Genomic DNA, 14881 nt, shown 5'->3' with positions numbered 1-14881 from the left:
GGAAAAGCAAGTCATTCGCTAATATACTTAGCCTTTAATTATTGATTCTCATTCCATCGATCAAGTGTACAATGCTAGCCTCAATAGGCTGGCCAAAAAAAATTTCGCCGATGCGAGAAAATCGTTCGGGGGAGTCGGTAACTAGAAAAGTCAGCTGAGGACTTTGAGCAGTACTTTCTAGATTCATTCTTTGAGTAATTGATTTTACTGCCATTGCAGTTGCCGTTGCTGAATTAATAATATTTATTTCGCTTCCCAAGATTGCAGTTAAGGATTCAATAAAAACGGGGAAATGAGTGCATCCTAAAATAACAGAATCGCATTGCTGATGATTATTAATAATCGGCTCCAAATATTGTTTTGCAACAAGTCTCGCAATTTCGTTGTTAATACAACCTTCCTCCGCCAACGCCACAAATAACCCACAGGTTTGACTACTAATTTTAATTTCGGGGTTTAATGTGAGAATCGTTTTCTGGTAGATTCCCGACTGAATAGTAGTTTCAGTAGCGAGCAGAGCCACTCGATTATTCTTGGTGGCGCTAATAGCTGCCCGTGCTCCTGGTTCGACAACGCCGATAATGGGAATATCGGGAAATTGCATTTTAAGAAATGGAAGTGTCGCCGTGGAGGCTGTGTTGCAAGCTACTACTAATAATTTAATTCCTTGAGCGACGAGAAGGGACGCCATTTGAGCGGCATAACGCGTGACCGTTTCGCGACTCTTGGTACCGTAGGGTAACCGTGCCGTATCGCCCAAGTAAATAAAAGATTCATAAGGTAAATGGTTAACGAGTTCTCGCAAGACTGTGAGTCCACCCATCCCTGAATCGAAGACACCAATAGGGAGTTGATTCCTTGTGATATACTTTTCCACTAGCTTTTCCTTAAAGCTTCTTCTTGTTTTCCGATAATATTTTTAATGCCTTGGCGCGCAAGATCAATCAACGCCTCTAATTCTTGGGGATGGAAAGCATCTCCTTCTGCAGTACCTTGAATTTCAATAAAGGCATCGTTGTCGGTCATTACGATATTCATATCCGTATGAGCATTCGAATCTTCGGTATAATCGAGATCCAAAACGGGCGTACCGTTATAAATCCCGACAGAAACAGCTGCGACTAAATGTTTAAGAGGATCTGTTTGTAAGATACCTTTTCTCTGTAAATACCGCAACGCTTGTACCGTAGCGACACAGCCCCCATTGATAGCTGCCGTTCGAGTTCCGCCATCTGCTTGAATGACATCACAATCAAGGGTGATGGTGTAAGGACCTAGTAATTTTAAATCGAGAGCGGCACGTAAGGAACGGCCAATTAACCGTTGGATTTCCACTGTTCGCCCACCTTGCTTACCACGTACGGCTTCACGTTCCATACGGCTATGGGTAGAGCGAGGTAACATTCCATATTCGGCAGTTAACCACCCTTGCTCGATATTTTTAAGAAAACGGGGAACGCCCTCGACGATACTGGCAGTGCAGATTACTTTGGTCTGTCCCATCTCAACAAGAACAGAACCTTCGGCGTAAGGAGTAAACTGAGTAGTGAAGGAAAGGGAGCGCAACTCATTCGTTGCTCGCTTACTTGGTCGCATGACTACCTCTTAATTATTTTTTATATGAATCTGAGGGGCTTATATACCACACTATCGTTTGTTAGATAATAAACAAGCTGAAAAAAATCACCTGTTCAGAATTCGCAGAAATCTCTTCCCAAATTTGAGCCGCCATCCGGCGATTCCTATGTTATTATGTTCTCCATCGTTAGTGCGTGTTTAGGATTTTGTACGGTTGCAAGCATGACTACTTTCGCCCGGCGTTCTTATGAAGTCAACTGGGGGACATTAACGTAGGAAATTCGAACTGTAAATCACCATTATTTAGAAGTCACTTTACGTATGCCAGATTTTCTGCGTGATTTTGAACAGTCTTCGGAGAAAATTATTCAAAATTATTTAAGTCGCGGTAAAATAGAAGCGATATTACGCTTTCAGCCCGGCCAAAAAGCTCCTATTGAAGTTAGCGTTAATCAGGCCCTTACAGAACGGTTGGCCAAGGCTAGTGAGGCTGTTCTTAGCTTTTTCTCTTCGGCCACCGTTAACGCAATGGATGTATTAGCGTAGCCCGGAATATTACAAACAAAAGAAACCGAAGTGGATGTTATAGGAACGGCTGTTTCAGATCTGCTAAAAAGCACTTTAGATGAATGTGTGAGGGTGCGCCAGAGAGAAGGTAAGGAACTTCAACTCTTTTTTGGAAGACCGTCTTAAAATTAGTAAAAAATTAATTTCTTCCATTAAAAAACGTATGCCTATTTTACTAAAAGCTGCGTGAGAAAGAATGATGGTTCGCTTTGAAGAATTTAGCCGTAGGTTTAGACAAAAAACGTTTAGAGCAAGAAATGTTATGGCTAGCTCAGAAAGTAGACATTACTGAAGAACTGAAACGCTTAGAGACGCATATTAATGAGGTTAAACGAGTACTTGATCAAAGTGAAGTAGTGGGGGACGCCGCTTGGATTTTTTGATGCAGGAATTAAATCGAGAAGCAAACACTTTGGGAAATAAATCAATCGATGCCAGCGTTTCGCAGGCAGTTATTGAACTAAAAGTTCAGATTGAACAAATGCGTGAATAGGTACAAGACTATTGAATAAAGGACATAAAGCGAATCTTTTTGTCATATCGGCTCCTTCTGGTGCGGGGAAGACCAGTTTGGTTCGTGCCTTAGTAAACGAATTGGATGAAATAAAAATTTCCGTTTCTCATACCACTCGACTGTTGCGGCCCGGTGATCGGGAAGGTGTAGATTATTTCTTTGTCGACGAAGATCGATTTCAGACGATGATAAAAGATGGTGCTTTTCTAGAGTATGCTACGATTTATGGATATCATTATGGGACTGCCCGCGAATGGGTTCTCGAGCGATTAAAAGCGGGAGAGGATGTTTTATTAGAAATTGATTGGCAGGGTGCTAGACAAATACGAAAGTTATTTCCACCTGCGCTTACCATTTTTATTCTACCTCCCTCTTCGCAGGCTTTGCGAGAACGGCTGATTAAGCGACGCCAAGATAAAAGTGTTATTATTGACCAGCGGTTGGCAATGGCTCGTGAAGAGATGACTTATTATAAAGATTTTGATTATCTTGTAGTCAATGATGATTTTAATCAAGCAGTCCAAAGCCTAGTTCACATCATTAATGCCGAACGATTGCAGCGAGACGTACAAGAGGAAAAGCTGGCAGGGCTTCTGGCAGAGCTATTGAAAAAGCAGTAAAATAACTCTTTTGAGGAACAGTTAAATAATTTTCTTAAACAAAGAGGTTTCTCCATGGCACGCGTAACCGTTGAAGATTGCCTTCAATACGTTGAAAATCGCTTTGATCTCGTCTTAAAAGCAGCAAAGCGAGCACATATACTGGAATTAGGCGGGGCTGATCCTATGGTTCCACGAGATAATGATAAGCCCACCGTTATCGCGCTTCGGGAAATTGCTGCTGGATACGATGTTACGCAAGACGTTGAAGCTCAAGCCGAAAAAGAAGAAGTGAAAAAATCTAACACTATTTTGCCTGCCGCAAGTCCTGTGGCCGATTCGCAACTTAGAGAAGAGGACTAAGGCGAGACACCTCTATTCTGTAAGGAGGAAGTCTTGCGCCCCTTCAAAAAGTTACGACGAAAGCTCGATTACTTGAGCGACGAACAAATCGATTCTATCCATCGAGCCTATTTGATGGCTCAGAAAGCTCATGGTGGTCAAAAACGCCGAACAGGTGAACCTTATATTAGTCATCCCGTGGCTGTTGCCTGCATTTTGGCCGAAATGAAAATGGACTATCAAATCATTATGGCGGCTTTATTGCATGACGTTATCGAAGACACGCCCATCGAAAAAAAGACAATTGCTGAAGGATTTGGGGAAGAAGTTGCTGAACTTGTCGATGGTGTAAGCAAGTTAACCCAAATTGAATTTGTTAGCCGTGCTGAAGCCCAAGCAGAAAATTTTCGAAAAATGGTTTTGGCTATGGCGCGCGATATTCGTGTGATTATTGTTAAATTAGCAGATCGTTTGCATAACATGCGTACTCTGGGTTCACTTCATTCACAAAAACGAAGACGGATTGCGCGAGAAACCTTAGGTATTTTTGCACCAATTGCTAAACGACTTGGGATTCGTGAATTATCAGTTGAATTAGAAGAGCTAGGATTTGCCGCGCTTTACCCAATGCGTTATCGAGTTTTGAAAGATGCTGTTCGAAAAGCTCGGGGTAATCGAAAAAAAATGCTCGATTTAATTGAAAAAACCCTAGATGAGGGTTTAAGTCGAAGTAATTTGTCTTCCTACACAATAACGGGTCGGGGAAAACATTTGTATAGTATTTATCACAAAATGCACACTAAGCATATTCCCTTTAATGAAATTATGGATATGTATGCTTTTAGAATCATCATGGATGACCTTGATTCCTGTTATCGCGCATTGGGAATTATTCACGGATTGTTTAAACCTGTGCCAGAGCGTTTTAAAGATTATATCGCTATTCCAAAAGCTAATGGCTATCAATCGTTGCATACCACGCTTTTTGGACCCTATGGTTTGCCTATTGAAGTGCAAATTCGCACTGCGGAAATGGATCGAATGGCAACTACAGGTATTGCTGCACATTGGCTTTATAAAACGACCGATACTCCTCTTACTGAATCACAAATACGTGCTAAAGCTTGGGTAAAGAATTTATTGGAATTGCAGGAAGATGCGCTAAATCCTCTGGAATTTATAGAAAATGTAAAAATCGATTTATTTCGTGAAGAAGTATATGTCTTTACTCCGCGGGGAGATATTATGGAATTGCCAGCTGGCGCTACTGCAATCGATTTTGCCTATGCCGTTCATACGGATATTGGAAATAATTGCGTCGCCGTGAAAATCGATCGACATATGGCTCCTTTATCGATTCGACTTGCCAATGGGCAAACGGTAGAAGTGATCACTTCGGAATCGGGCCGGCCTAATCCTGCATGGTTAGACTTTGTAGTAACAAGTAAAGCGCGAAGTAGTATTCGTCAATTTTTAAAAACGCAACGGCGCTCAGAGTCCGTTTCTCTCGGAAAACAATTGTTGAAAAAGTCCCTTGCAAATTATGCGCTTTCTCTAAAAAAATTATCGCAACGAACTATCGACTTTACTTTAAAAGAAATGCAATTGAAGTCATTTGACGATTTGTTAGAGGAAATTGGCCTCGGTAATCGCGTAGCTGTCTTAGTAGTGCAACGATTGGCGGCTGTGGCCAAAGAAGCTGAAGCGGAAACAGAAATGCCACCTACTTCTGAGACACCGTTGGTGATCAAGGGTACAGAGGGAATGCTTGTTAATTTCGCAGTGTGCTGTTATCCCATTCCCGGTGATCCCATTGTAGGTGTTATTGATGTTGGCAAAGGAATTTTGGTTCACATGGAACATTGTTCTTCGATTTCAAAAGTGCGGCATCTACTGGATCGATGTATTCCTCTGCGGTGGTCGGAAAAAGCCAAAGAAATATTTCCGACGGTAGTCCGTGTTCAAGTTGTTAACGAACGGGGGGCTCTGGCTATGTTAGCTTTAGCTTTTTCGGAGTCTGAAGCTAATATTGAAGACATTACGGTAGAAGAACGTGAAGGTTTACATTATATTGTTATGTTTCGTATTTCTGTGCGAGACCGTGCACATCTCGCGAAAGTTTTAAGAAGGTTACGTCAGGTCAAAGAAGTGGTTAAAATCATACGTCGGTTTGGTTAAACGTATAATAGGAGGATTTTAGAGATGAAACAAATAATTGGAACTAACAAGGCACCACATGCCATCGGTATCTATTCCCAAGCGATTAAAGCTGGTAACACTGTCTATTTTTCAGGTCAAATTCCTCTTGATCCTGAAACTATGGAAATAGTTCAGGGTAACTTTAAAGAACACGTTCATCGTGTTTTTAAAAATATTGCTGGAATTGCTGAAGCGGCGGGGGGGGGTCTTTCTCAAATTGTAAAATTAACTATTTATTTGGTGGATATAGAAAATTTTGCTGCAGTCAATGAAGTGATGAAAGAATATTACGAAGAACCTTATCCTGCGCGAACCATAGTTGTAGTTAAGCAATTACCAAAAAATGCGTTGGTAGAAATGGATGCACTCATGGTATTGGGAGAATGAGACAACGTGCTCTATGAAATTCCTGTTGCTTCGTTAAGAGGCGTCGGGCGTAAAACAACTGAACTTTTAGCTAGTCTCAACATTCGTACTCTTCAAGACCTTTTGTTTCATTTACCATTACGATATGAAGATCGAACTCGATTAACGTCATTGGGTGCATTGCGTCACGCTGATCAAACAACTATTGAGGGTTTTATTGAATTTACGAATATCAATTATGGTCGAAGACGAAGTTTGCATTGTTGCATCGGAGATGGAACGGGATCTCTCATCCTACGATTCTATCATTTTAATTCTCAACAATACCAACAATTAATGAAACGAGGATTGCGATTGAGGTGTTTTGGTACGGCTCGGCAGAATTATCAAGGTCGATTGGAAATGGTTCATCCAGAATATCGGGTGGTTGACGCAACTATTCCTATTCCCACCGAAGAGAATTTAACTGCTGTATATCCAACTACAAAAGGATTACCGCAAGCCAAATTACGCGATTTATTATCTCAAGCATTGAATTATTTAAAAAAGCCAGATGTTCTTGAAGAATTATTTTCAGAATCTTTGCGTCAAGAATTTAATTTGCCAACCTTAATAGCTTCATTGCTCTATGTACATTGTCCTCCTTCGAATGCCCCTTTAAAATTGTTAAAAGCAGGCAAACATCCGGCACAACAACGATTAATTATTGAAGAATTAGTAGCGCAACAGATTGAGCTTCTGAAATTACGTTCACGTGCAAAAATGTATTTGGCGCCGGTTTTAAATTTAGAAGCAGAGAAAGAGAATAAATTACGTCAAGCATTACCGTTTAAACTAACAGCAGCCCAAGAGCGTGTTATTTCTGAAATTAATGAAGATTTAAAGCGATCGCATCCTATGCAGCGATTAGTGCAGGGGGATGTAGGTTCAGGCAAAACTATTGTGGCAGCGATGGCAATTATCAAAGTAGTGGAAAACGGCTATCAATGTGCTGTAATGGTGCCGACAGAAATATTAGCCGAGCAACATCATCGTGCCTTTCAAAAATGGTTAAACCCTTTGGGAATTCAAGTAGGGTGGCTGACTGGGAGTTTAAATAATTCAGCGCGAGAACAGACATTACAGAAAATACGTCAGGGCGAGGATCAAGTGATTGTGGGAACCCACGCGCTTTTTCAAGAAGATGTGGCCTTTCTTAAATTGGGTTTGATTGTTATCGATGAGCAACATCGCTTTGGGGTTCATCAACGATTAGCTTTGAAAGAGAAAGGGAATAATAATTCTATCTATCCGCATCAATTAATCATGACAGCTACGCCCATCCCGCGAACCTTAGCGTTAACGGCCTATGCGAATTTTGATGTCTCTACGATTTATGAATTGCCTTCCGGAAGAAAGCCTATTACTACTGTTTTAATGTCTAATGCGCGACGCAATGAGGTGATTGCTCGAATTAAACAAAATTGCGAACAGGGCAAGCAAGCCTATTGGGTTTGTACATTAATTGAAGATTCTGAAATGGTACAATGCGAAGCCGCAGAAGCCACGTATCAAAAATTGCGACAATTACTAAATCATTTGACCGTGGGGCTGATTCATGGACGATTAAGTAGGAATGAAAAAGACGCGGTTATGATGGACTTTAAAGCAGGCGGCATTGATTTATTAGTTGCAACAACAGTAGTTGAAGTCGGCGTGGATGTGCCTAACGCGAGTTTAATAATAATAGAAAATGCAGAGCGGTTGGGTCTTGCCCAAATTCATCAATTGCGAGGTCGGGTAGGACGCGGGAAAGATAAAAGTTATTGCGTTTTACTGTATCAAAAACCGCTATCACAATACGCGCGCGATCGCTTGATTTTACTACGTAATTCACAAGACGGGTTTGTAGTAGCCCAAAAGGACCTTGAATTGCGAGGACCCGGAGAATTATTGGGAACGCGGCAGGCTGGGATGCTAGCGTTTCGTATTACAGATTTAATTCGGGACCAATGTTTATTATCTCGAGCACAATCAGTTGCTACCCGAATGCTCGAGCAATATCCGCTTCAGGCTACTCGATTATTACAGCGCTGGTTGAGGAATGCCGAAACCTATGTAGAAGTCTGATAGTAACCTCTTGCTTTTTTAACTATTATCGAACTTATTTCGATTTAAATTAACGACAGACAAAGGTTTTTTCACTAAAAAACTAAATTGAATCCTTAAAACAAGTTTCAAAGGCGCGCCCCTTTATTCAGAAAAATTTTATTATTTCAGTCGACGTTCTCGATTTTTTCGTGAAGCAATGTTAAAGATGAACTCATCGGTTTAGCCACTTTTTAGAGTTTTATTGTAACTTATTAATAACTAACTATTATAAAATAAACTTAATTTCTTAATTCTTAAATTATTTATTCTTAAATTATTTTTAAATAAAAAGCTTGAAAACAAATTTTCTTTAAAAAAATTAAAAAGGTTGCATTAAGAGAGAAGTTGCTATTAGAATAGGTTCGCTCTTTGCAGCAACATTAATTTATCAATAGGGGAAATTTAATGTCGGTAAAAAAAATAATAACATTCGCTACTGCTGGTATTGCTAGCGTCGGTGTTACTTCCGCTGCAGTAGCTGGCGGTCCTGATTATATACCTGCTCCAAGCTATGCAGGTGTTTATGTTGAAGGTAATGTGGGTTATGTCTATCGTCCCTGGAAAAGTGATGTAACGACTCTACCCGGTACACTCAACAATTTGGGTGTTCTTTCAAGCTCTTCCCGAGGAAATGGTGGCTTTACTTTTGGTGGTGATTTAGGTTATCAATTTAACCAATATTTTGCTGTTGAAGGTGGTTGGTTCTATTTGCCTAAAGCAAAATTTACTATTAATCCAACGACCTTTACAATTAAAGGTGGAATTCCTTATGCAGCATTGAAGGCTATGGCACCTATTTACGAAAATACTTATGTATTTGGTAAGTTAGGTGTTGCTTATACCTACAATCAATCCAGTGCTGCTTCAGTAACCTCAGACCTGATTAACTTTATCAGTCCTCGTTCAAACTACTGGAATCCATTGTTTTCTGTCGGCGTTCAATACTACTTCACGCCAAATTGGTCTGTGAACGCTCAATATACGTTCGTACCAGGTTACCGAAGTGCTTCCTCCAGTCGCTTCGTGGCACCTGTTGCGGACCTCTTTACCGTTGGTATTGGTTACAAATTCTTAATGTAATCAAAACAGTATCGGAAAAGGGGGGCTTTTGCCCCCTTTTTTTGGCTTGAAATTCGTCGTCTTGCCCTTATGTTAAGCTTTGAGTAAAACCTTTCTAGGAGTCACGTAATGTCTTTTCAACCCAAAACGGAAATTTTGTCGTTTGAAGCTGAGGTTAAGCAGTTATTGCACCTGGTAGCGCATTCTCTTTACAGCAACGACGAAATCTTTTTACGAGAATTGATTTCCAACAGCTCCGATGCAGAGAATAAGTTAGATTACCAAGCCCTTTCGGATGCAACTTTATATGAAGGCGATGCCGAATTAAAAATTTGGGTTGATATTGATAAAGACAGTCGCACCATTATCATTCGTGATAATGGCATCGGTATGAATCGAGAGGAAGTGATTGAAAATTTAGGCACTATTGCTAAATCGGGAACACGTGCATTTCGTGAATTATTAACAGAAAAAAACGCCGAGGAGTCTCAATTAATTGGTCAATTTGGCGTAGGTTTTTATTCGGCTTTTATTGTGGCTGATCGCGTCATAGTGCGTACACGGCGAGCAGGTATGAAAGCAAACCAGAGTGTTGAATGGAAATCAAATGGGGAAGGTGAATATACCATTAAAAACATTAATAAATCTTCGCGTGGGACTGAAGTTATTTTGCACCTTAAAAAAGAGAAAGAAGAGTTTTTAGACCCCATGCGTTTACGTTCAATTATTACTAAATATTCTGATCATATTTTACGTCCTATTGTAATGAAAAAAATAACCATTAATGAGGATGAGGCTAAAAATAAGAAAGAACCTGAAGAAGAAGTTGTTAATCGTGCAAATGCCTTATGGACATTATCTAAAGATAAAATTAAAGAAGAAGAATATAAAGAGCTTTACAAACATATTGCTTATGATTTTGAAGATCCATTAGCTTGGGCTTATAATCGAGTTGAAGGTAAATTAGAATATACAACTTTACTATATATCCCAGCGCGAGCACCATTTGACCTTTGGAATCGTGAAGGTCAGCACGGACTCAAATTATATGTCAAACACGTTTTTATAATGGATGACGCTGAACATTTCATGCCAATGTATCTTCGCTTCGTTAAAGGAATTGTGGATTCAAACGATTTACCTCTAAATATTTCGCGAGAATTATTACAATCTAACGAGATCATTAACAAAATTAAAGCGGGTTGCGTCAAACGTGTATTAAGTCTTTTAGAAGAACTCACTAACGATAAACAGAAATATGCGAAATTTTGGAGAGCATTCGGTCAGCTCTTAAAAGAAGGTCCAGCAGAAGATTTTGCTAATCGTGATCGGATTGTTAATTTGTTACGTTTTGCTTCGACTCATAATAATAATGAAGAAGAAAATGTTTCGCTGAAAGATTACATTAATCGACTGAAACCGGAGCAAGATAAGATCTATTATATTATTGCAGATACCTATTTAGCTGCAAAAAATAGTCCCTTACTTGAAGTCTTTCAAAAAAAAGGAATAGAAGTTTTGTTGATGCATGATCGCGTGGATGAATGGCTTGTTGCACATCTAGCAGAATTTGAAGGAAAATCCTTACAATCAGTAGCTAAAGGGGCTTTGGATTTAGGTGAATTAGAAAAAGAAGAAAAAGAAGAAGTCCAAAAAGCGGAAAAAGAATTAGACGACATACTCAAACAATTAAAAGAAACTCTAGGTGAAAAAGTAAAAGAAGTTCGTTTCACGAATCGATTAACTGATTCACCTAGCTGTGTGGTTTTTGATGAAAATGAAATGAGTGGTCATTTGCAACGTTTATTATTGCAAACAGGTCAAGAGTTTATTCAAACAAAACCTATTTTAGAAATTAATCCTACTCACCCTTTAATTTTACGTGTGAAAAGTGAGTCAAACAAAGAGCGCTTAAATCGTTGGGTCGAGTTATTGCTCAATCAAGCACTTTTGGCAGAAGGAGAGCAACTTAAAAATCCGGCTGAATTTGTGAAAGTGGTAAACGAATTATTATTAGATTCATAAATAGTATTTAAATTGAACACTAATTGATTATTTTTTAAGCAAGAATAAATTAATTTTGAACGAAAAAACCTATTGAAAAAAAACCTATTATTTAATGTTTTTATTAAAACTAAGTGTTGACATTTTTAAAATATGTATATATCTTTATCTCCCCCTTAGCTTTTCAAAAAGCTAAGAATACTCTTAACTATAAACTTATTTTGATTTGGTTTTTAACTTTAGTTGAAAACGGAGAATTCAAAATAGAAACAACTACAAAACTTCCCATAAGTTTTTCTGCACTATGTTGCTTGGCCACTGCTGCTTTTTCAGGTCGGCCTAATGTTTCTGTTTGTGATATGAATGGTTTTCATGTCGGTTTGGGAGTTGGGTATAATTCTTATACTTAGTATATTCTTATACTTGGGATAAAGCATCTTCAGTAGCTGATGCTAGAGATGATTCTCTTGTCCACCCAACTTCCGTTTCACTGATACAATTTGGTCTAGTAGGAGAATTGGGTTACACCTTCATAACCTATAACTGGATATTTGGTGTTCGATGTCAGTTTCAATACGATAATATTCGTGTTGTTCAGCCTGGATTGTTGTTCAGCCTGGATTTTTATCCGATGCTTGTCTTCCATACTATACCCATACTCGTATAGGATCTCATTTTTCAGCTAAGCTGTTAACAGGTCTTAAAGTAAACGATTGCAATGCTGTTTACTTAGAAGGTGGATAACCCCCACTCTGGGTTAGAATAACCGTTCTTCCAGGCGTACCTGCTTTTGTTTCGCGAACTGTTAAAGAAAGATTGAACGGTAGCGTTCCAGCAATCGGCTGAAGACATTATTTCATGAATAATATCTTCGTTGATGTTTCACTATTCCTATTCTTTGTATAAAAGGAAAACTGGCGGTGTAAGTACTACTTCTGAAGGACTTACCGCTACGGGTTAATAGCCCACAACGTGGGTAGCAATTAATGGTATTACCGTATAATTGCTAATTACCTGTTCAATATCTAACAGAGGATATAGACTGTTAATTTTATCAGGTAGTTGTTTCTAATTTCTGTTAAGAAGTTTTATTGCCTTCTAGAATTAATCCATATTCCTCGCGGCTTGAAGGGTATTTTCGAGAAGGGTGGCAACAGTCATTGGCCCCACGCCTCCTGGAACGGGAGTTATCCAAGCGGCTTTTTCTTGAGAGGTTTCAAAATCGACGTCACCAACAATTTTATTTTGGCTTAATCGACTAAAACCAACATCCACGACAATAGCACCGGGTTTAATCCATTCACTTTGTATAATCCCAGGTTTTCCAATGGCGACAATTAATAGGTCTGCCGCCTTGACGTGTTTTGCTAAATCTTTAGTAAAACGATGACATACGGTTACGGTGCATTTGGCTAATAATAGTTCTAGAGCCATAGGACGGCCTACAATATTTGAAGCACCGACCACAACAGCGTGCTTTCTTGTAAGATCCTCGTTAGTTTCTTTTAACAGTGTCATAATTCCAGCAGGAGTACAAGGACGTAACATAGGGTGACGCTGCACCAGACGGCCGAGATTATAAGGATGAAAACCATCGACATCTTTATCTGGGTGGATGCGTTCGAGCAAATGGAAAGAATTAATATGCGTAGGTAAAGGAAACTGGAGAAGAATACCGTGGGTGTTTGAATCGGAATTGCATTGATCAATTTTTGCTGCGAGTTCAGCTTCTAACGTAGTGTTAGCCATTTGATGAATGATTGAGCGGATACCAACTGCCTGACAAGCTAATTCTTTTTGATGAACATAAGCAGCGGACGCAGGATCTTCTCCGACTAAAATAACAGACAAACCAGGGGTGGAGAGGCCCTTCTTTTGTCTTGCCAAGATAGCTTCTTTAACATGGGTTTTGACCTTTTCTGCACAAGCACGCCCATCCAAAATTCGAGAGGTCATAGAATTCTTCCTCTAACGCAAAAACTTTTCGTATAAGAACAGCCCTGTCAATAATTTTTCTTATACCACCAAGCGTTGTCCAATACGAATTGTATTTCCGACTATATGGTTGCTGTGGCGCAGTTTGGCTACAGTGGTTTTATAATGGTGGGCGATAGTAGAAAGCGATTCTCCCCATTTGACAATATGATATCGGATTTTGTAAGCGCTAGGCTCCCAAATGATTAATTTTTGTCTTACCACTAATTCTTTAGGTTTCGTTATCCTATTCCAAAAATAAATTTTCTGAGGAGTGACATGGTAACGGTGAGCAATATGAATAATGGTTTCATGGGATTTTACGTTATCCACCACACGCTGAGGACGCGAGATATTATCTTCGGAGATATGATAATTGTTAGAGGTATAGGGAGTAGCTTGAGCTTCAGGAATTAATAAATTTTCGCCAATTCGAATCATATCCCCTTTTAATTTATTCATTTCACGGATTTCCGTGACGCTTGTGTGATAACGATTTGCTAAAATGCTCAATGAATCCCCAGCATGCACGCGATGATGCAATAATAAGCTCATCAAATGTTGTTCCCCCAGCACGGTGAGATTTTCTTGTAACTCATTGACTTTATTAGTAGGAATTAGAAGATTATAGGTGTGGTTTGGAATTGTAGTGGATCGGCAAAAGCCCGGATTTAATAGCCTTAACGATTTCAGAGAAGAACCGGAGAGTTTTAATAATTGTTTAAAATTCATTGGTGTTTTTAAAACCACCGTCGTGAAGTAAGGGTGGTTTTCCACCGGTTGGAGGTGCAAACCATAGAAGTTGTGATTTTTAATCACATCGGCCAACGCCAACAATTTTGGTACATATTCGCGAGTTTCATAGGGCAACGGTAAAGACCAAAAATCAGTGGGCTGGCCACGGCGACGATTATATCGAATGGCTGCTGCCACAGTTCCTTCTCCTGCATCATAGGCCGCTACAGCTAAAAGCCAACTATGAAAATAATCGTGAAGATATTGAAGGTAATTTAGAGCCACATTCGTCGACGCTACGACATCCCGTCGTTCGTCGTACCACCAGTTAATAAGTAAGCCAAAACCCGTAGCAGTTTCCGGCATTAATTGCCAAAGTCCTGTGGCTCCGCACTTAGAATACAAAAAGGGATTATAATTACTCTCAATCATTGGCAAAAGTGCAATTTCCGCCGGCATTCCACGCTTTTTTGTTTGTTGAAGTACGTAGTAAATGTAAGGTCGCGCATTTTGCGTTAACTCATAAAGGTAGGATTGTCGACCTCGAAACCAACGGATTTGGTTTTGGACATAATAATTGTTAACGTATTTTCCATAAATGGCAAAATAGGGACTGATTGCCCTCCATAAGTTGTTCGAATGAAAAAAAATATCGCTAATCTTCCACCGCTGACCCGAGGAGGCTGGCATTGCGATAGTAGTAACGCCGATAAGACTTAAAGCAAATAGCGCAATGGTAATTTTGGAGATCCATTTTCGCATTCGGCGATATTACTGATAAATACCTCCACAATCAAGAAATATTGATTAAAAT

General features: G+C 39.6%; 14 protein-coding genes. 10 read left to right on the top strand and 4 right to left on the bottom strand.

From position 1 onward, the window contains the following. Positions 1 to 34 precede the first annotated feature (34 nt). Together murI and rph are read right to left on the bottom strand one after the other, a co-directional pair. Positions 35 to 865, bottom strand: a complete 831-nt coding sequence (gene murI / locus CleRt_RS06640) for a glutamate racemase (RefSeq protein WP_157870967.1) — start codon at positions 863 to 865, stop codon at positions 35 to 37. A gap of 11 nt (positions 866 to 876) precedes the next feature. Then, positions 877 to 1596 carry a ribonuclease PH gene (rph, locus tag CleRt_RS06635; protein ID WP_048875533.1) on the bottom strand — a complete coding sequence of 240 codons (720 nt, stop codon included), beginning with the start codon at positions 1594 to 1596 and terminating at the stop codon, positions 877 to 879. A gap of 303 nt (positions 1597 to 1899) precedes the next feature. Between rph and CleRt_RS12480 the strand changes: the two genes are divergently transcribed. The 10 genes from CleRt_RS12480 (at position 1900) to htpG (ending at position 11379) form a co-directional block, all read left to right on the top strand. Further along, a complete protein-coding gene (locus CleRt_RS12480) occupies positions 1900 to 2124 on the top strand; it encodes a YicC/YloC family endoribonuclease (RefSeq protein WP_082160464.1) in 225 nt (74 codons plus the stop codon). A gap of 230 nt (positions 2125 to 2354) precedes the next feature. Further along, a complete protein-coding gene (locus tag CleRt_RS12475; protein WP_235378990.1) occupies positions 2355 to 2528 on the top strand; it encodes an endoribonuclease YicC domain-containing protein in 174 nt (57 codons plus the stop codon). Then, on the top strand, positions 2516 to 2638 hold the full coding sequence (locus CleRt_RS12470) for an endoribonuclease YicC domain-containing protein (RefSeq protein WP_235378989.1): 123 nt from the start codon (positions 2516 to 2518) through the stop codon (positions 2636 to 2638). Before CleRt_RS12475 ends, CleRt_RS12470 begins: the two co-directional genes overlap by 13 nt. Positions 2639 to 2649: 11 nt before the next feature. Continuing rightward, positions 2650 to 3279: a guanylate kinase gene (gene gmk / locus CleRt_RS06625; RefSeq protein ID WP_048875532.1), complete on the top strand. Its 630-nt coding sequence runs from the start codon at positions 2650 to 2652 to the stop codon at positions 3277 to 3279. Between the two features lie 54 nt (positions 3280 to 3333). Next, on the top strand, positions 3334 to 3621 hold the full coding sequence (gene rpoZ / locus CleRt_RS06620; RefSeq protein ID WP_048875531.1) for a DNA-directed RNA polymerase subunit omega: 288 nt from the start codon (positions 3334 to 3336) through the stop codon (positions 3619 to 3621). Positions 3622 to 3654: 33 nt separating this feature from the next. Beyond that, on the top strand, positions 3655 to 5778 hold the full coding sequence (gene spoT / locus CleRt_RS06615; protein ID WP_048875530.1) for a bifunctional GTP diphosphokinase/guanosine-3',5'-bis pyrophosphate 3'-pyrophosphohydrolase: 2124 nt from the start codon (positions 3655 to 3657) through the stop codon (positions 5776 to 5778). Positions 5779 to 5802: 24 nt separating this feature from the next. Next, complete coding sequence (locus CleRt_RS06610; RefSeq protein ID WP_048875529.1) at positions 5803 to 6186, top strand: Rid family detoxifying hydrolase; 384 nt, start codon at positions 5803 to 5805, stop codon at positions 6184 to 6186. Positions 6187 to 6192: 6 nt separating this feature from the next. Next, positions 6193 to 8274, top strand: coding sequence for an ATP-dependent DNA helicase RecG (gene recG / locus CleRt_RS06605; RefSeq protein ID WP_048875528.1), 2082 nt, complete (start codon positions 6193 to 6195; stop codon positions 8272 to 8274). Between the two features lie 426 nt (positions 8275 to 8700). Continuing rightward, positions 8701 to 9375, top strand: a complete 675-nt coding sequence (locus CleRt_RS06600; RefSeq protein WP_048875527.1) for an outer membrane beta-barrel protein — start codon at positions 8701 to 8703, stop codon at positions 9373 to 9375. A gap of 108 nt (positions 9376 to 9483) precedes the next feature. Beyond that, on the top strand, positions 9484 to 11379 hold the full coding sequence (gene htpG / locus CleRt_RS06595) for a molecular chaperone HtpG (RefSeq protein WP_048875526.1): 1896 nt from the start codon (positions 9484 to 9486) through the stop codon (positions 11377 to 11379). 1083 nt (positions 11380 to 12462) lie between these two features. Here the strand turns inward: htpG and folD are convergent. Beyond that, positions 12463 to 13314 carry a bifunctional methylenetetrahydrofolate dehydrogenase/methenyltetrahydrofolate cyclohydrolase FolD gene (folD, locus tag CleRt_RS06585; RefSeq protein WP_048875524.1) on the bottom strand — a complete coding sequence of 284 codons (852 nt, stop codon included), beginning with the start codon at positions 13312 to 13314 and terminating at the stop codon, positions 12463 to 12465. A gap of 60 nt (positions 13315 to 13374) precedes the next feature. Next, positions 13375 to 14829, bottom strand: a complete 1455-nt coding sequence (locus CleRt_RS06580; protein WP_048875523.1) for a lytic transglycosylase — start codon at positions 14827 to 14829, stop codon at positions 13375 to 13377. Positions 14830 to 14881 lie beyond the last annotated feature (52 nt).

The organism is Candidatus Coxiella mudrowiae (assembly GCA_001077715.1).
Taxonomy (GTDB): Bacteria; Pseudomonadota; Gammaproteobacteria; order Coxiellales; family Coxiellaceae; genus Coxiella; species Coxiella mudrowiae.
This window is presented reverse-complemented; position numbering and strand designations above follow the sequence as displayed.